Origin of the sequence: Amycolatopsis sp. FBCC-B4732 (assembly GCF_023008405.1) — a bacterium.
Taxonomy (GTDB): Bacteria; Actinomycetota; Actinomycetes; order Mycobacteriales; family Pseudonocardiaceae; genus Amycolatopsis; species Amycolatopsis pretoriensis_A.
This window is the reverse complement of record NZ_CP095376.1, coordinates 743,222-762,160: the sequence shown is the minus strand read 5'-3', so window position 1 is coordinate 762,160 and position 18,939 is coordinate 743,222. Positions and strand designations below refer to the sequence as shown.

Here is an 18,939-nt window from a genome sequence, read left to right as displayed (position 1 = left end):
TCGCCGAGGAGGTGCTCGGCCAGCGCGCGCGGGTGCGGGTGGTCGAAAACGACGGTGGCCGGGAGGCGGACACCGGTCACCGTCGTCAGCCGGTTGCGGAGTTCCACTGCGGTCAGGGAGTCGAAGCCGAGTTCGCGGAAGGCGCGGTCGGCGGCGACGGCGGCACCCGAGTCGTGCCCGAGCACGGCGGCGGCCTGGGCGCGCACGAGGTCCAGGACGTGGTGGGCGGCCTCGCGCGGGCCGAGCCCCCGCACCGCTTCGGCGAGTCCGGACCCGACCTCGGTGACGACCTCCTCGGCGGCGAGGTGGTCACGGACTTCCGGGAGGTCTTCGATGAGCGGACGGCGGCGGGCGGCGGTGAACCCGTCGGCGAACCGCGGCCAGTCCATGTCGGCGACGGCGACGAAGGTGTCGTCGACGTCGAGGGCGTGCTGCAGCGCGGCGATCGCGAGCTTCGGGTCCATCTCCCGCAGGCCGCGGCGGCGCAGGTGCTCCTTCGCCTCGGCGCTGCCCGCCATGCCGTCGCCGGCCCAGGAACCCCAGGCCACCGCGGTGGCGGTCCGGCCGGCCGCGCGGCGGCGGGCGGCGAGCGCGTCGAGGTGGGCGTTCGCGGCGGCGTAGGCGCCCTGGCCCGCGCTCCCCCAGACGCCCGCGTTGGAGGAGAAGAGGACGAACGCGTCGAGGTCGTCGCCGAGCAGTGCGTCGAGGTGGTCGGCCCCGGCGGCCTTGGCCGCGAGCACCTCGGCGAAGTCTTCCACGCCGGTGTCGGCGATGGTGCCCGCCTGCGGCAGGCCCGCGGTGTGCACGACGGCACGCACTTCGAGCCCGTCGACCAGGGCGGCCACGGCGTCGCGGTCGGCGAGGTCGCAGGCCGCGAAGGTGACTTCGGCGCCGAGAGCGGTCAGGTCCGCTTCGAGCGCTTCGGCGCCAGGAGCGTCCGCGCCGCGGCGGCTGACCAGCACGAGGTGCTCCGCGCCGGCACCGGCCAGCCAGCGGGCGACGTGCCCGCCGAGCGCACCGGTCCCGCCGGTGACGAGCACGGTGCCTTCGGGACGCCACTTCCGGGCCGGTTCGCCGCTCGGGGCGTGCGCGAGCCGGCGCGCGAAGACGCCGGACGCACGCACGGCGACCTGGTCCTCGTGGTCGAGCCCGGCGAGGACGGCGCTCAGCCGGCGGGCGGCCCGGCGGTCGAGCGTGGCGGGCAGGTCGACGAGCCCGCCCCAGCGTTCGGGGTGTTCGAGGCCGGCGACCCGGCCCAGCGCCCAGACCTGCGCGGGGTCCGCGGCGGGTGCGTCGTCGCCGGGCAGCGCGGCGACGGCGTTGCGCGTCAGCAGCCACAGCGGTGCGGTGCTCCCGGCCAGCGCCTGCACCAGCAGAAGGGTGCTGGGCGCGTCGGGCAGCAGGGACACCACGCCGGCGACGTCGGTGAGGTCGCCGGCCGACTCGACCACTTCGGGCTCGGCACCGGCGGCCGCGAGGGCACTCGTCACGTTGGCGGCGTCGGTGCCGGGCGTGACGACGACGAGCCAGCGGCCGGACAGCGTCGCGGCGGCCGGCTCGGCGAGCGGCTTCCACTCGACGCGGTAGCGCCAGGAGTCCACAGTGGACTTCTCCTGGCGGAGCCGGCGCCAGCGGGCGAGGGCGGGCAGCAGCTCGGCGAACGACGTCTCGGAGCCGACGCCGATCAGCTCGGCCAGCGCACCGACGTCCTCACCCTCGACGGCGGTCCAGAACCGGGCGTCCGCGGGGTCACCGGCAACGGGCTTGACCGGCGCGTCGAGCCAGTACCGCTTGCGCTGGAAGGCATACGTCGGGAGATCGACGATCCGGGCTTCGGGGAACGCGGGGGTCCAGTCGACGACGACGCCGTTGACGTGCGCTTCGGCCAGCGCGGTGTGGAACCGGGTGAGCCCGCCGTCGTCGCGGCGCAGACTGCCCAGCGCGACGACGTCTTCGCCCAGCGCCATGGTCAGCACCGGGTGCGGCGACGCCTCGATGAACGAGGTGAACCCCTCGCTCTTCAGCCGCTCGACGGCCGAGTCCAGCCGCACGGTGCCGCGCAGGTTCCGATACCAGTACCCGGCGTCGACGCTTTCGTTCCACTCGCCGGTCACGGTCGAGATGAAGGCGATCTCGCCCGCGCGAGGAGTGATCGGGGCCAGGACCTCGTGGAGTTCGTCGTGCAGCTGCTCGACCTGCACCGAGTGCGACGCGTAGTCCACCGGCACCCGCTTCGCGCGGACACCGTCGGCCTCGCAGGACACGATCAGCGCATCGAGGGCACCCGGTTCGCCCGAGACCACCACCGCGGCCGGACCGTTCACCGCCGCGATCGACAGCCCCTCGGTCAACCGCGCCTCGACCTCGGCGAGGGGAGCCGCGACCGAGACCATCCCGCCCCGGCCGGCCAGCGCGAGGATCGCCTTGCTGCGCAGCGCGACCACGCGAGCACCGTCCTCAAGGGACAGCGCACCGGAGACGACGGCGGCGGCGATCTCACCCTGCGAGTGCCCCACCACCGCGTCCGGGACGACGCCGTACGAACGCCACAGCGCCGCCAGCGACACCATCACGGCCCACAGGGCGGGCTGGACCACGTCGACCCGGCCCAGCGCGTCCGCGTCGTCGAGCACGTCGCGCAGCGACCAGTCCACAAAGGACTCCAAGGCCACCGCGCACTCGTCGAGCCGGGCCGCGAACACCGGCGCCGACGCGGCCAGTTCCAGCGCCATCCCCGCCCACTGCGAACCCTGCCCCGGGAACACGAGCGCGACCTTGCCGCGGGCGGTCGCTTCCCCGGTCACCACGGCGGGACTCGGCTCACCGGCGGCGAGCGCGGCGAGCCCGCCCTCCCCGGTCACGACCGCGCGGTGGCTCAGCAGCGCCCGCGACTTGACCAGCGAATACCCGACGTCGGCCGGGTCGCCGTCGTGCTCCAGCAACGCGGACGCCTGCGCCCGCAACGCTTCCGGCGAACCCGCCGACAGCACCCACGGCACCGGCCCCGACGAGACCCGCTCCGGCTGCGAGGGTTCCTCCGGCGACTGCTCCAGGATCACGTGCGCGTTGGTCCCGCTGACACCGAACGACGAAACGCCGATCCGGCGCGGCTGCCCGGTCTCCGGCCACGGCGTCGCCTCGGTGAGCAGCCGGACCTCGCCCGCGCTCCAGTCCACTTGGGACGACGGCGCGTCGATGTGCAGCGACTTCGGCAGCAGGCCCTGCCGCATGGCCTGGACGGACTTGATGATCCCGGCGACACCGGCGGCGGCCTGGGTGTGCCCGAGGTTGGACTTGACCGAGCCGAGCAGCAACGGCCGGTCGGCGGCGCGGCCGCGGCCGTAGGTGGCCAGCAGTGCCTGCGCCTCGATCGGGTCGCCCAGCGTGGTGCCGGTGCCGTGCGCCTCGACGGCGTCGACCTGCTCGGCGGACAGCTGGGCGCGGTCGAGCGCGGCCCGGATGACCCGCTGCTGCGACGGCCCGTTCGGCGCGGTCAGGCCGCTGCTGGCGCCGTCCTGGTTGACCGCGGAGCCGCGGACGACGGCGAGCACCGGGTGCCCGTTGCGGCGCGCGTCGGACAGCCGCTCGACGAGCAGCATGCCGGCGCCTTCGCCCCAGCCGGTGCCGTCGGCGGCGTCGGCGAAGGGCTTGCAACGGCCGTTCGCGGCGAGCCCGCGCTGGCGGCTGAACGCCGTGAACGTGCCCGGCGTGGCCATCACCGTGACGCCGCCGGCCAGCGCCAGGGAGCAGTCGCCGAGCCGGACCGCCTGGCAGGCCAGGTGCAGCGCGACGAGTGACGACGAGCACGCCGTGTCGATGGTGACCGCGGGCCCTTCCAGGCCGAGGGTGTAGGCGATCCGGCCGGAGGCGACGCTGCCCGCGCTGCCGTTGCCCAGGTGCGCCTCGAACTCCGCGAACACCTCGGGCGCCAGCAGCAGCCGGGCCGCGTAGTCCTGGTACATCACGCCCGCGTAGACGCCGACCTTCTCGCCGCGCACGGACGTCGGGTCGATGCCCGCCCGCTCCAGCACCTCCCACGACACCTCCAGCAGCAGCCGCTGCTGCGGGTCCATCGCGAGGGCTTCGCGCGGCGAGATACCGAAGAACCCGGCGTCGAAGTCGGCCGCGTCGGCCAGGAAAGCGCCTTCCCGGGTGTAGCTGGTGCCCGCGCTGCCCGGGTCCTCGTCGTAGAGCGCCTCGAGGTCCCAGCCGCGGTCGGCGGGGAACGCCCCGACCGCGTCCTCACCCGCGGCGAGCAGGTCCCACAGCTGTTCGGGGGTGCGGACGCCGCCGGGGAACCGGCAGCTCATGCCGACGATGGCGACCGGCTCCTGCGCGCGGTCCTCGTTCTCCTTCAGGCGCCGCCGCGCCTCGCGCAGATCGGCCGTGGCCCGCTTGAGGTAGTCCAGGAGCTTCTGTTCGTTCGACATTCAGGACATCCCCAGTTCGTCGTCGAGGAGGTCGAAGATCTCCTCGGCGGTGGCGTCGGCCAGTTCCGTGCCGGGTTCGTCCCGGCTGTCGTCGGTCGCGGTCCAGCGGGCCAGCAGCCCGCGCAGGCGCTCGGTGATCAGGTCGCGCTCGCCCGCGCCGGGTTCGGTCGCGGCGAGCACCGCGGCCAGCCGGTCCAGTTCCGCGTGGACGGGCAACGCCGCTTTCGCCCCGCCCGCGGGCAGTTCGGCGCAGAGGTGCTTGGTGAGCGCGTCCGGGTTCGGGTAGTCGAAGATCAGCGTGGCGGGCAGCCGCAGCCCGGTCACCGCGTTGAGCCGGTTGCGCAGCTCCAGCGCGGTCAGCGAGTCGAAGCCGAGGTCGAGGAAGCCGCGCCCGGCCTCGACGGCGTTGCCCGACGCGTAGCCGAGCACCGCCGCGACCTGGGCCCGCACCACGTCGTCGACCACGCGGAGCTGCTCGGCTTCCGGTAGGCCCGCGAGCCGCTCGGACAGGCCGGGCCCGGCTGGGACGCCGTCACGCACGGCCCGCCGCGAAGAGGTCCGGACCAGCCCGCGCAGCAGCGCCGGGACCTCGGCCCGGGCCCGCCAGGCGGCGAGGTCCAGCGCGACCGGCATCAGCAGCGGCTCGCCCGTGCTCACCGCGAGGTCGAACAGCCGCAGCGCGCGGCCGGTCGGCAGCGCGCGGACGCCGGACCGGCCCAGCCGCGACACGTCGTCGTCGCCGAGATGCGCGGTCAGGCCGCTGCGGGTCTCCCACAGCCCCCACGCGAGCGAGGTCGCGGGCAGCCCCCGGCCGCGGCGGTGCTGGGCGAGGGCGTCGAGGTAGGCGTTGGCCGCGGAGTAGCCGGCCTGGCCCGCGCCGCCCATCGTCGTGGCGAAGGAGGAGAACAGCACGAACGCGTCGAGGTCCAGGTGCGCGGTCAGCTCGTGCAGGTGCCGCGCCGCCACGGCCTTGGGCCGGAGCACGGTCTCGAGCCGCTCCGGCGTCAGCGCTTCGAGGACGCCGTCGTCGAGCGCGCCGGCGGCGTGCACCACCGCGGTCAGCGGGTGCTCGGCGGGAATGGTCGCCAGCGCGCATTCGAGGGCGGCGCGGTCGGCGACGTCGCAGGCGAGGACCGTCACCGACGCGCCGGACAGCTCTTCGGTGGCGGCCGGTGCGCTGCGGCTGAGCAGCAGCAGGTGGCGGACGCCGTGGACGGTCACCAGGTGCCGGGCGAGCAGGCCGCCGAGGACGCCGCTCGCGCCGGTGACGAGCACCGTCCCGTCCGGGTTCCAGGTGTGCTCCTCCCGCGGCGGGGTCGCCCGCGCCAGCCGCGGGACGTGGAATTCGCCGCCGCGCAACGCCAGCTGCGGTTCGCCGGACGCGGCGGCCACGCCGGCCCAGGTGGCGAGGTTCTCGGTGGACTCGACGTCCAGGAGCACGAACCGGCCCGGGTGTTCCGACTGCGCGGAGCGGACCAGGCCCCAGACGGCGGCCGCTTCGGGGTCGGCGGGTGCCTCGCCCACGGCCGATCCGGTGACCAGCACCAGCTTTCCGTCGTGCTCGCCGGCCAGGAAGTCCTGCAGGGTCTGCAAAGCCTCCGCCGTCACGTCGCCGCGGAACTCCTTGTACGCCACCGGACCGGGCTCGCCGAGCGGCACGGCCGGAGCGGCGGGCTCGGTGTCCACCTGCTGCCAGGTCAATGTGAAGAGCGAGTCGGTGCCGTTGTCCGCGGCGGCGGCCAGCTGCCCGGCCGAGATCGGCCGCATGACCAGCGATTCCGCCTCGGCGACCGGAGCACCGCTCTCGTCGGCGACGGCGACCGAGACGCCGTCCGCGCCGAGCGCCCCGAGCCGGACGCGCAGGGTGGTCGCGCCGGTCGCGTAGAGCCGGACGCCGGTCCACGCGAACGGCAGCCGGGCGCCGGCCTGGGCGCTGGTCAGGCCGATCGGGTGCAGGGCCGCGTCGAGCAGGGCCGGGTGCAGGCCGTACCGGGCCGCGTCGGCGCGCTGGTCTTCGGGCAGGACGACCTCGGCGTAGAGGTCGTCGCCGTGCCGCCAGGCCGCGCGCAGGCCCTGGAACGCCGGGCCGTAGCGGTAGCCGTGCCCGGCGAGGGTGTCGTAGTGCCCCTCGACCGGCAACGGTTCCGCACCGGCGGGCGGCCACGTCGTCAGGGTCGTGCCCGGCTCCGCGCCGACCGCCAGGATGCCTTCGGCGTGCTGGGTCCAGTCGACGTCTTCGTTCGGTCGCGAGTGGACGGTCACCGTGCGGCGGCCGTGCTCGTCGGCGGCTTCGACCCGGGCCTGGACGGCGACGCCGCCGCGGCGGGGCAGGACCAGCGGCGCCTGCAGGGTCAGCTCTTCGACGGTGGCGCAGCCGACCTGGTCGCCGGCCCGCACCGCGAGCTCGACGAACGCGGTGCCCGGCAGCAGCACGGTGTCGCCGACCGCGTGGTCGGCGAGCCACGGGTGGGTGCTCAGCGAAAGCCGGCCGGTGAGCAGGGTGGCACCGGTGCCCGCGACGGTCACGGCGGCCCCGAGCAGCGGGTGCCCGGCGTCGGTGAGGCCGAGCCCGCCGGCGTCGCCCGCGGTCACGGCCGTCCACTGTGGCCAGTACCGCTCCTGCTGGAAGGGGTAGGTGGGCAGGTCGGTGAGCCGGGCGCCGGGGAACGCCGGGGTCCAGTCCACGCGCACGCCGTTGACGTGCGCTTCGGCGAGGGCGGTGTAGAAGCGGGGCAGGCCGCCGTCGTCCCTCCTCAGCGAACCCAGCGCGAGGACGTCGTCCCCGAGCGCCATCGTCAGGACAGGGTGCGGGGACGCCTCCACGAACGTCCCGAAACCCTCGCTCTTCAACCGCTCGACCGCGGTGTCGAGACGGACGGTGCTGCGCAGGTTGGTGTACCAGTACTCGGCGTCGACGCTTTCGTTCCACTCGCCGGTCACCGTCGAGATGAAGGCGATCTCGCCTTCACGTGGCTTGATCGGAGCCAAGACGTCGAGCAGCTCGTCGCGGAGCTGCTCGACCTGCGCCGAATGCGAGGCGTAGTCCACCGGGACCCGCTTGGCGCGGATGCCCTCGGCCTCGCAGGACGCGATCAGCTCGTCGAGGGCTTCGGGTGCTCCGGAGACCACCACCGCGGCCGGACCGTTCACCGCCGCGATGGCGATTCCGTCGGTCAGCCGCTCCTCGACGGCTTCACGGGAAGCGGCCACCGAGACCATCCCGCCACGGCCGGCCAGCGCGAGGATCGCTCTGCTGCGCAACGTCACCACCCGAGCACCGTCCTCGAGGGACAGCGCACCGGAGACGACGGCAGCGGCGATCTCCCCCTGCGAGTGGCCGACGACCGCGTCCGGGACCACGCCGAACGAGCGCCACAGCTCGGCGAGCGAGACCATCACCGCGAACAGCGCGGGCTGGACCACGTCGACCCGGGTCAGCGCCTCCGCGTCGGCGAGGACGTCCCGCAGGTGCCAGTCCACAAAGGAGCTGATGGCGGCCGCGCATTCGTTCAGCCGGGCCGCGAACACCGGCGACGACTCCGCGAGGTCCAGCGCCATCCCGGCCCACTGCGAACCCTGGCCCGGGAAGACCAAGGCCACCTTGCCAGATGTTCCGGCGAGCCCGGTGACCGCGTTCGCCGCGGGAGTTCCCTCGGCCACGGCGGTCAGCGCGTCGGCGCCGAGCACCACCGCGCGGTACGGGAACCGCGAGCGAGCGGTCGCCAGGGAGAACCCGACGTCGGCTGGATCCGCGTCGAGGGCGGCGAGGGCGGCGGCCTGATCGCGCAGCGCGGCTTCGGTCCGGCCGGCCAGCACCCACGGCACCGGGCCGGCGACCGGCTCGCGCTCCTCGGCGACGACGTCCGGCGCCTGTTCGAGGATCGTGTGCGCGTTGGTGCCGGAGATGCCGAACGACGAGACGCCCGCCCGGCGGGGCCGCTCGGAGGTCCACTCGCGGGACTCCGTCAGCAGCTCGACCGCACCGGCCGTCCAGTCCACATGGGACGAAGGTGCGTCGACGTGCAGCGTCTTCGGCAGGACGCCGTTGCGCATCGCCATGACCACCTTGATGATCCCGGCGACACCGGCGGCGGCCTGCGTGTGCCCGAGGTTCGACTTGACCGATCCGAGCCACAGCGGTTCGTCGCGCTCCTGGCCGTAAGTCGCGAGCAGGGCCTGGGCTTCGATCGGGTCGCCGAGGGTCGTCCCGGTCCCGTGCGCTTCCACGGCGTCCACTTCGGACGGGGTCAGTCCCGCGTCCGCGAGGGCCGCGCGGATCACCCGCTGCTGCGAGGGGCCGTTCGGCGCGGTCAGGCCGTTCGACGCGCCGTCGGAGTTCACCGCCGAACCGCGCACCACGGCCAGCACCCGGCGGCCGTCACGTAGAGCGTCCGACAGGCGCTGCACCAGCAGCATGCCCGCGCCCTCGGAGAACCCGGCGCCGTCGGCGGCCTCGGCGAACGCCTTGCTCCGGCCGTCCGCGGCGAGGCCGCGCTGCAGGCTGAAGTCGACGAACATGCCCGGGGTGGCCATCACCGTCGCCCCGCCGGCCAGTGCCATCGTGCACTCGCCGCGCCGCAGCGCCTGCACCGCGAGGTGCAACGCCACCAGCGACGACGAACACGCCGTGTCCACCGTCAGCGAGGGGCCTTCCAGACCGAACACATAGGACAGCCGCCCGGACACGACGCTGGCCGCGTTGCCGACCCCCGCGTGCCCTTCCAGCTGCTCGGTCGAGCGCTCCAGCAGCGCCGGGTAGTCCTGGCCGTTCGTGCCGGCGAACACGCCGATCCGGTCGCCCCGAACGGAAAGCGGGTCGAGCCCGGCGCGTTCGAACGCCTCCCACGACGTCTGCAGCAGCAGCCGCTGCTGCGGGTCCATCGCGAGAGCTTCGCGCGGCGAGATGCCGAAGAAGGCGGGGTCGAACCGCGTGGTGTCGGCGAGGAACCCGCCCTCGCGGGCGTAGCTCTTGCCGCCGGTGCCGGGTTCGGGGTCGTAGATCTCCTCGAGGTCCCAGCCGCGGTCGTCCGGGAACGGCGTGATGCCGTCGCCGCCCGCCGCGACCAGCCGCCAGAGGTCTTCGGGCGAGCGGACACCGCCGGGGAACCGGCAGCCGATGCCGACGATGGCGATCGGCTCGTCGGCGGCGATCCCGGCCGCGGTGTCCTGAGTGGACTTTCCGCCGGTGCCGAGGAGCTCGCCGAGGTACCCGGCGAGGACGGTGACCGTCGGGTGGTCGAACACGAGGGTCGCGGGCAGCCGCAGGCCGGTCGCGGTGGCGAGCCGGGTGCGCAGTTCGACCGCCGTCAGCGAGTCGAAGCCCAATTCCGAGAAAGCGCGTTCGACGTCGACCCCGGCCGGGGACGCGTGCCCGAGCACGGCCGCGGCCTGCGCGCGGACCAGGTCGGTCAGCACGCGGTGGGCTTCGGCCGCGCTCACCCCGGCGAGCCGCGCGGCGAACCCGGAGGTCTGGACCGGGGTTTCCTCGACGGCCTCGGGGATCTCGGCGAGCAGCGGGCGCGGCCGGGCGGCGGCGAAGGCCGGGGCGAACCGCGCCCAGTCGACGTCGGCGACGACCACGGTCGGGTCGTCGTGGTCGAGGGCCCGGCCGAGCGCGGTCAGCGCCAGCTCGGGGTCGAGCGGCGGGACGCCCTCGGCGACCAGGCGGTCGCGGGCGACGCCTTCGTCGGCATCCCAGACGCCCCAGGCGATCGAGGTCGCCGTCGCCCCGCGAGCCCGGCGCCGCTCGGCGAGCGCGTCGAGGTGGGCGTTGGCCGCCGCGTAGGCACCGTGGGCGCCGCTGCCGACGACCGCGGCGATGGACGAAAACAGCACGAACGCGTCGAGGCCGTCGGGCAGCAGCGCGTCGAGGTGGTCGGCCGCGCCTGCCTTCACGCGGCACGCGCGTTCCAGCAGGTCCGGTCCGGTTTCGTCGAGCGGCGCCAGGTCGGTGACGGCGGCGGTGTGGAACACCGACCGGACCGGGCCGTGGGCTTCGAGCACCGCGGCCAGCTGCTCGCGGTCGGCGACGTCGCAGTACGCCTCGATCACTTCGGCGTCTCGCAAGGTTTCCACGCCGGGCAGTGCGGCCGCGGCGAGCACGATCCGCGTGGCGCCCCGGTCGATGAGCCAGCGAGCGAGCCGGACGGCCGCGTGGCCGTCGGCGTCGGTGACGAGCACCGTGCCCTCGGGTCGCCAGCGCCGCGCGGGCTCGCCGCTCTCGGCGTGGACGAGCCGCCGGGCGAAGACGCCGGACGCGCGCAGGGCCACCTGGTCTTCGCCGGTGGTCCCGGCCAGCACCGCGACCAGCCGGGCCCCGGTGGTTTCGTCGAGGGACGACGGCAGGTCGACCAGGCCGCCCCAGCGGGCCGGGTGTTCGAGCCCGGCGATCCGGCCGAGGCCCCAGACCTGCGCCTGCGCGGGGTCGGGCCCGTCGTCCGGCCCGGCGGCCACGGCTCCTTCGGTGAGGAGCCACAGCGGGGCGTCGACGCGGGTCAGTTCGAGGGCGGCCGCGGCGTCGGGGCGGACGGCCACCACGCCGGTCAGGTTCTCGTCGTCCTCGACGATCTCGGCGCCGTGGTCGGCGAGGAGCTCGCGGACGTCGTCGCCGTCTCCGACGACGCGCCAGCGGCCGGTGAGGCGGGCCGGCGTCGTCGTGACGGGGCGCCAGGCGATGCGGTAGCGCCAGGAGTCCGTTGTGGACTCGTCGTGGCGACGGCTGCGCCACTTCGCCAGCGCGGGCAGGACAGCGTCGAGCGGGGCGTCTTCGGCGACGTCGAGGACGCCCGCGAAGGCCGGGACGTCCTGGTCGCCGACGACCTCCCAGAACCGCCGCTCCGCGGGATCGGCGTGGCCGGGCCCGGCTTCGGGGACGTCGAGCCAGTACCGCTCGCGCTGGAAGGCATAGGTGGGCAGCTCGGCGGGAACGACGTCGGGGAACGCGGGCGTCCAGTCGACGCGGACGCCGTTGACGTGCGCTTCGGCGAGCGCGGCGTGGAAGCGGGTGAGGCCACCGTCGTCACGGCGGAGGCTTCCCAGCGCGACGACGTCTTCGCCGAGCGTCATGGTCAGCACCGGGTGCGGCGAGGCTTCGATGAACGTGCCGAAGCCTTCGCTCTTCAACCGCTCGATCGCGGTATCCAGGCGGACGGTGCTGCGCAGGTTGGTGTACCAGTACTCGGCGTCGACTTCTTCGTTCCACTCGCCGGTCACCGTCGAGATGAAGGCGACCTCGCCTTCACGCGGGGTGATCGGGGCCAGCACCTCTCGCAGCTCATCGCGCAGCTGCTCGACCTGCGGCGAGTGCGACGCGTAGTCCACCGGCACCCGCTTGACCCGGATACCGTCCGCGCGGCAGGCGGCCATGAACTCGTCCAGGGCCTCCGGCGCACCGGACACCACCACCGCGGCCGGGCCGTTCACCGCCGCGACCGACACACCGCCGATCAGCCGTTCTTCCACGGTTTCGACGGAGGCACCGACCGACACCATCCCGCCACCGCCGGCCAGCGCCAGGATCGCCTTGCTCCGCAGCGCCACGACCCGGGCGCCGTCTTCCAGCGAGAGCGCGCCGGAGACCACGGCGGCCGCGATCTCGCCCTGCGAGTGGCCGACGACCGCGTCCGGGACGACACCGAACGAGCGCCACAGCTCGGCGAGGGAGACCATCACGGCGAACAACGCGGGCTGGACCACGTCGACACGGTTCAGTGCGGCCGCGTCGGCCAGCACGTCACGGAGCTGCCAGTCCACAAAGGATTCCAAGGCGGCACCGCACTCGTCCAGCCGGGCCGCGAACGCCGCCGACGACTCCGCCAGCTCGAGCGCCATCCCGGCCCACTGCGAACCCTGCCCCGGGAAGACCAGCGCCACCTTGCCCGGCGCATTCGCCTCGCCGGTGATCACGTTCGCCGCGGGAGCGCCCTCCGCGAGCGCGACGAGACCGCCGGCGAGATCGCCGACCACGACCGCGCGGTGCCGGAACAGCGACCGCGCCGTCACCAGCGCCGCGCCGACCGAGGCCGCCGGAAGGTCCGCCCGGTCGAGCAGTGCGGCAGCCTGCGCCCGCAGCGCCTCCGGCGTCCGGCCGGAGAGGACCCAGGGAACCGGACCGTCCACGACGGACTCGGCCACGGCTTCGGGAACGTGTTCCAGGATCGCGTGGGCGTTCGTGCCACTCACCCCGAACGACGACACCGCCGCCCGCCGCGGCCGGTCGGCCGTCCACTCGCGGGGCTCCGTGAGCAGTTCCACCGACCCGGCCGTCCAGTCCACATGGGACGACGGCGCGTCGACGTGCAGCGTCCGCGGCAGCACGCCGTGGCGCATCGCCATCACCATCTTGATCACACCGCCGACGCCGGCCGCCGCCTGGGTGTGGCCGATGTTCGACTTGAGCGAGCCCAGCCACAGCGGCTCCGGGCGGTCCTGGCCGTAGGTCTCCAGGAGTGCCTGTGCCTCGATCGGGTCGCCGAGGGTGGTGCCGGTCCCGTGCGCCTCGACCGCGTCCACATCGGACGTCGTCAGGCCCGCGTTCGCCAGTGCCTGGCGGATGACCCGCTGCTGGGCCGGGCCGTTCGGCGCGGTGAGGCCGTTGGACGCACCGTCCTGGTTGACCGCCGACCCGCGGACGACCGCGAGCACCGGGTGGCCGTTGCGGCGGGCGTCGGAAAGCCGTTCCACCAGCAGCAGACCCGCGCCTTCGCCCCAGCCCGTGCCGTCGGCGGCGTCGGCGAACGACTTGCAGCGGCCGTCCGCCGCGAGCCCGCGCTGACGGCTGAACTCGACGAACAACGCGGGCGTCGACAGGACGGCGACACCGCCCGCCAGCGCCAGATCGCACTCGCCCTGCCGCAGCGACTGGCACGCCAGGTGCAGGGCCACCAGCGAAGACGAGCACGCCGTGTCCACCGTGATCGCCGGGCCTTCGAGGCCGAACGCGTACGCGATCCGGCCCGAGGCGACGCTGCCCGCGCTGCCGTTGCCGAGGTAGCCCTCGTAGCCTTCCAGTCCACTTCGGACGTTCGACAGCCGCGTCGCGTAGTCCTGGTACATCACGCCGGCGAACACGCCGGTCCGGCTGCCGCGCACCGAATCCGGCACGATACCGGCGCGCTCGAACGCCTCCCACGCGATCTCCAGCAGCAGCCGCTGCTGCGGGTCGGTGGCGGTCGCCTCGCGCGGGGACATGCCGAAGAACTCCGCGTCGAAGTCGGCGGCGTCGTAGAGGAACCCGCCTTCGCGGGCGTACGAGGTGCCGCCGTGTGCGGGGTCGTCGTCGAAGAGGTCGCCGACCGGCCAGCCGCGGTCCGCGGGGAACACCGAAACGGCGTCGCGGCCCTCGGCGACGAGCTGCCAGAGGTCGTCCGGTGAGGCGACCCCGCCCGGGTACCGGCAGCTCATCGCGACGATCGCGATGGGCTCGTCGGCCCCGGTCGTGCGCGTGACGGCGGTCCGGTTCGTCCGTCCGGCCAGGTGGGCGGCGAGCACCGCCGGGGTCGGGTGGTCGAACACGAGGGTCGCGGGGAGCCGCAGGCCGGTGGCCGCGGCGAGGCGGTTGCGGAGGTCGACCGCGGTCAGCGAGTCGAACCCGAGGTCCTTGAACGCGCGGCCCGGGTCGACCGCCTGCGCCGACGCGTGCCCGAGCACGGCCGCCACCTGCGTGCGGACCAGCTCGACCAGGCCTTCTTCGGTGAGTTCTTCCAGCGCGTGGCCCCCGGCCGCGGCGGTCCGCCGCACCGGCGGGAAGAGCCCGCGGAACAACGGCGAAACCGTGCCATCGGCGGCTTGACGGCGCAACGCGGCGCCGTCGAGCGCGATCGGGACGAGCGCGGCCGGGCCCGCGACGACGGCCCGGTCGAACAGCTCGAGGCCGTGCGCGGTCTCGAGTGGACGGACGCCGGAGCGGCCGAGCCGGTCCCGCGCGCGGTCGTCGAGGTGCCCGGTCATGCCGCTGGCCTCGGCCCACAGCCCCCAGGCCAGCGACACGGCGGGCTGCCCGGCCGCGCGGCGCCGCTGGGCGAGGGCGTCGAGGTAGGCGTTGGCGGCGGCGTAGTTGCCCTGCCCGCTGCCGCCGGTGGTGCCCGCGGCGGCGGAGAACAGCACGAACGCCGTGAGGTCGCCGGTCAGCTCGTCGAGGTTGCGGGCGGCGTCGGCCTTCGGGCGCAGGACCGCGTCCAGCCGCTCGGGGGTCAGGGCCTCGACGACGCCGTCGTCGAGGACACCGGCGGCGTGCACGACGGCGGAAACCCGGTGCGCGGCAAGCACTTCCGCGAGCCGGTCACGATCCGCCGCGTCACACGCGGCGAAGACGGCTTCGGTGCCCGCGGCGGCGAGGTCCGCGGCGAGTCCGGCCGCGCCGGGCGCCTCCGCGCCGCGGCGGCTGAGCAGCACCAGCCGCCGGACGCCGTGCTCCCGGGCGAGGTGGCGGGCGACGAACCCGCCGAGCACGCCCGAAGCGCCGGTCACCAGCACGTCGCCGTCGCCCCAGTCCGGCGTCTCGCCGGTGGCGGTGGCGCGGGCGAGCCGGGGCGCGAACACGCGGCCGTCGCGGACGGCCGCCTGCGGCTCGGGCGGGACGACCGGGTGGTCCGGGTCGTCGGTGTCCAGCAGCGCGAACCGGCCGGGGTGCTCCGACTGCGCCGAGCGCACCAGGCCCCACGCGGCGGCGAGGTCCGGGTCGGGCGCTTCGCCGTCGTGGACCGCGACCGCGCCGCTGGTGACGAAGACGAGCACCTCGGCGCGCTCGGTGGCGAGCCAGTCCTGGACCAGCCCCAGCACGTGGTGGATCGGCGCGCCGGTCAGGGTTTCGAAGACGGCGCCGGTGCCGCCGGCTTCCGGGACCTCGGTCCAGCCGACGACGTACAGGTCGTCGGCGGCCCGGTCCAGACCACCGGCGGGCAGCGGCCGGAAGGCCAGGGATTCGGCCGACGCAACCGGGGCACCGGCCGGGTCGGCGACCTCGACCGTGATTTCGTCGGTGCCACGGCGGGTCAGCCGGACGCGGAGCGCGGAGGCGCCGGTGGCGTGCAGGGCGAACCGCGTCCAGGCGAACGGGAGCCGGGCCTGTCCGTCCCCTGTGGACACGAGCGCGAGCGGGTGCAGGGCGGTGTCCAGCAGCGCCGGGTGGAGGCCGAAGCGGGCCGCGTCCGGTGTCTCGGGGAGTTCGACCTCGGCGAAGATCTCGTCGCCGCGGCGCCAGGCCGCGCGCAGGCCCTGGAAGACGGGTCCGTACTCGTAGCCGGCCGCCGCGCGGAGGCCGTCGTAGAACCCGTCGAGGTCGATCCTGGCCGCGCCCTCGGGCGGCCAGGAGTCCAGGGTGAACCCGGCTTCGGGGGTGCCGGGGGCGAGGACACCGGCGGCGTGGCGGATCCAGGGGTCGTCCTCGTCGCGGCGCGAGTGCACCTCGACGGCGCGGCGGCCGGTCTCGTCGGCCGCGCCGACCCAGACCTGCAGCGCGCGGGTGTCGCGCGCGCCGAGAGTGAGCGGGGTTTCGAGGGTGAGCTCCTCGACCGTGCCGCAGCCGGCGCGGTCGCCGGCCTGGACGGCGAGTTCGACGAAAGCCGTGCCGGGCAGGAGGATCGTGCCGTGCACGGCGTGGTCGGCGAGCCACGGCTGGGTCTGCGGGGAAACGCGGCCGGTGAGGACGAGCCCGTCCCCGGCGGCCAGCGCGACGGCGGCGCCGAGCAGCGGGTGCCCGGTGGCGCTGAGGCCGAGCGCACCCGCGTCGCCCGGGTCCGCGACGACGTCGGGCCAGAAGCGTTCGCGCTGGAAGGCGTAGGTGGGGAGGTCGGTGGTGCGTGCGCCGGCGAAGGCCGGGGTCCAGTCGACGTCGACGCCGTGGACGTGCGCTTCGGCGAGCGCGGTGTGGAAGCGGGTCAGTCCCCCGTCGTCACGCCTGAGCGAGCCCAGCGCGACGACGTCTTCGCCGAGCGCCATGGTCAGCACCGGGTGCGGCGAGGCTTCGATGAACGTCCCGAAGCCTTCGCTCTTCAACCGCTCGACCGCGGTGTCGAGGCGGACGGTGCTGCGGAGGTTGGTGTACCAGTACTCGGCGTCGACGCTTTCGTTCCACTCGCCGGTCACCGTCGAGATGAAGGCGATCTCGCCTTCACGTGGCTTGATCGGGGCCAGCACCTCTCGCAGCTCATCGCGCAGCTGCTCGACCTGCGCCGAGTGCGAGGCGTAGTCCACCGGGACCCGTTTCACGCGGATGTCGTCGGTGCGGCAGGTCGCCATGAACTCGTCCAGGGCCTCCGGCGCACCGGACACCACCACCGCGGCCGGGCCGTTCACCGCCGCGACCGACACTCCGCCGATCAGCCGCTCCTCGACGGTTTCGAGGGAGGCGGCGACGGACACCATGCCGCCACCACCGGCCAGCGCGAGGATCGCCTTGCTGCGCAACGCGACCACGCGTGCGCCGTCCTCGAGAGAAAGCGCTCCCGCGACCACGGCGGCCGCGATCTCACCCTGCGAGTGACCCACGACCGCGTCCGGCACCACGCCGAACGAGCGCCACAGCTCCGCGAGGGAGACCATCACGGCGAACAACGCCGGCTGCACGACATCCACCCGGGTCAGCGCTTCCGCGTCCGCCAGCACCGCACGGAGCTGCCAGTCCACAAAGGACTCGACGGCCGTCGCGCACTCGTCGAGCCGGGCCGCGAACACCGGCGACGACTCCGCGAGGTCCAGGGCCATCCCCGCCCACTGCGAACCTTGGCCGGGGAAGACCAGCGCGACCTTGCCCGGCGCACCCGCTTCCCCGGTGACGACGTTCGCCGTGGGCGTGCCCTCGGCCAGCGCGGTCAGGCCGGCGGGCAGATCGCCGACCACGACCGCGCGGTGCGGGAACGTCGTACGGGTCGTGACCAGGGAAAACCCGATGCCGGCGGTGTCTTCGATGTCGTGCGCCGCCAGCGCGGCGGCCTGGGCTCGCAGCGCGTCGGCGGTCCGCGCGGAGAGGACCCACGGCACCGGCCCGGCGGCGACCGCTTCGGGCTCTTCGGCTTCCGGAGCGGCTTCGAGGATCGCGTGCGCGTTGGTGCCGCTCATGCCGAAGGCGGACACCCCCGCGCGGCGCGGCTCGCCGGTCTCGGGCCACGGGCGGGCCTCGTCGAGCAGCCGGACGCCGCCGGACGCCCAATCGACGTGCGAGGTCGGGGCGTCGACGTGCAGGGTCCGCGGGAGGACGCCGTGGCGCATCGCCATGACCATCTTGATCACGCCGGCGACACCCGCGGCGCCCTGCGTGTGGCCGACGTTCGACTTCAGTGAGCCGAGGAACAGCGGGTCGTCGCCGGTGCGGGCGCGACCGTAGGTGGCCAGCAGGGCCTGCGCCTCGATCGGGTCGCCGAGGACGGTGCCGGTGCCGTGCGCCTCGACCGCGTCGACCTGCTTCGCCGACAACCGCGCGCCGGCCAGGGCCTCGGTGATCACGCGCTCTTGCGCGGGGCCGTTGGGCGCGGTGAGGCCGTTGGAAGCGCCGTCCTGGTTGACCGCGGAGCCGCGGACGACGGCGAGGACGGGGTGGCCGTTGCGCTGGGCGTCGGACAGGCGTTCCAGCACCAGCATGCCGGCGCCTTCGCCCCAGCCGGTGCCGTCGGCGGCCTCGGCGAAGGACTTGCAGCGGCCGTCGGCGGCCAGGCCGCGCTGGCGGCTGAAGGCGACGAACGCCGCCGGCGTGGACAGAACGGTCACGCCGCCGGCGAGGGCGAGCGAGCACTCGCGGCGGCGAAGCGCGTGGCACGCCCAGTGCAGCGCGACCAGCGAAGACGAGCACGCGGTGTCGACCGTGACGGCGGCACCGGTGAGGCCGAGGAAGTAGGCGAGCCGCCCGGAGACGACGGCGGTGGCGGTGCCGGTCAGCAGGTGCCCTTCGACGGCGTCCCCGGCGCCGCGCATGAGGTTCGCGTAGTCCTGACCGGTGTTGCCGACGAAGACGCCGGTCTCGGAGCCGGCCAGCGACGCCGGGTCGATGCGGGCCCGTTCGATGGCCTCCCAGGTCGTCTCCAGCAGCAGGCGCTGCTGGGCGTCCATGGCGAGGGCCTCGCGCGGGGAGATGCCGAAGAACTCGGCGTCGAATTCGGCGACGTCGTGCAGGAACCCGCCGGACGCGGTGTGCGAGGTGCCGGGCCGGTCCGGGTCGGGGTCGCGCAGCGCGTCGAGGTCCCAGCCGCGGTTCTCGGGGAACCCGGTGACGGCGTCGGTGCCCGCGGCGACGAGGTCCCACAGGTCCTGCGGCGACCGGACGCCCCCGGGCAGCCGGCACCCCATGCCGACGATCGCGATCGGCTCCTGCTCGGCGTCCTCGACCGCCTGCAGCCGCTGGCGCGTCTGGTGCAGGTTGGTCGTGACCCACCTGAGGTGCTCGCGCAGCGTCTCCTCGTCGGCCATGTCAGTGCCACCAGCCTTTTCTCCAGCGAACTGCGGAACCCCGGCCGGCCGCACCGCCGAAAGCGGCACCGGACCCGCGCCGAAGTGGCATCAATCTGCAGGCTATGGGACC

At 74.7% G+C, this 18,939-nt stretch carries 1 protein-coding gene and 1 pseudogene; both read right to left on the bottom strand.

Annotated elements, in window-relative coordinates; translation table 11 throughout:
• Window positions 1-53: 53 nt before the first annotated feature.
• Window positions 54-4,430: pseudogene (locus MUY14_RS47205) on the bottom strand (type I polyketide synthase); the annotation flags it as partial.
• Window positions 4,431-18,827 (bottom strand): type I polyketide synthase, encoded by a 14,397-nt coding sequence (locus MUY14_RS02825; RefSeq protein WP_247020486.1) that lies wholly within the window; start codon window positions 18,825-18,827, stop codon window positions 4,431-4,433.
• Between the last annotated feature and the right edge of the window lie 112 nt (window positions 18,828-18,939).

What these genes read in the sequence shown, in the direction of transcription:
- MUY14_RS02825 (WP_247020486.1), bottom strand. Translation starts at nt 18,827, where the DNA reads ATGGCCGACGAGGAGACGCTGCGCGAGCACCTCAGGTGGGTCACGACC.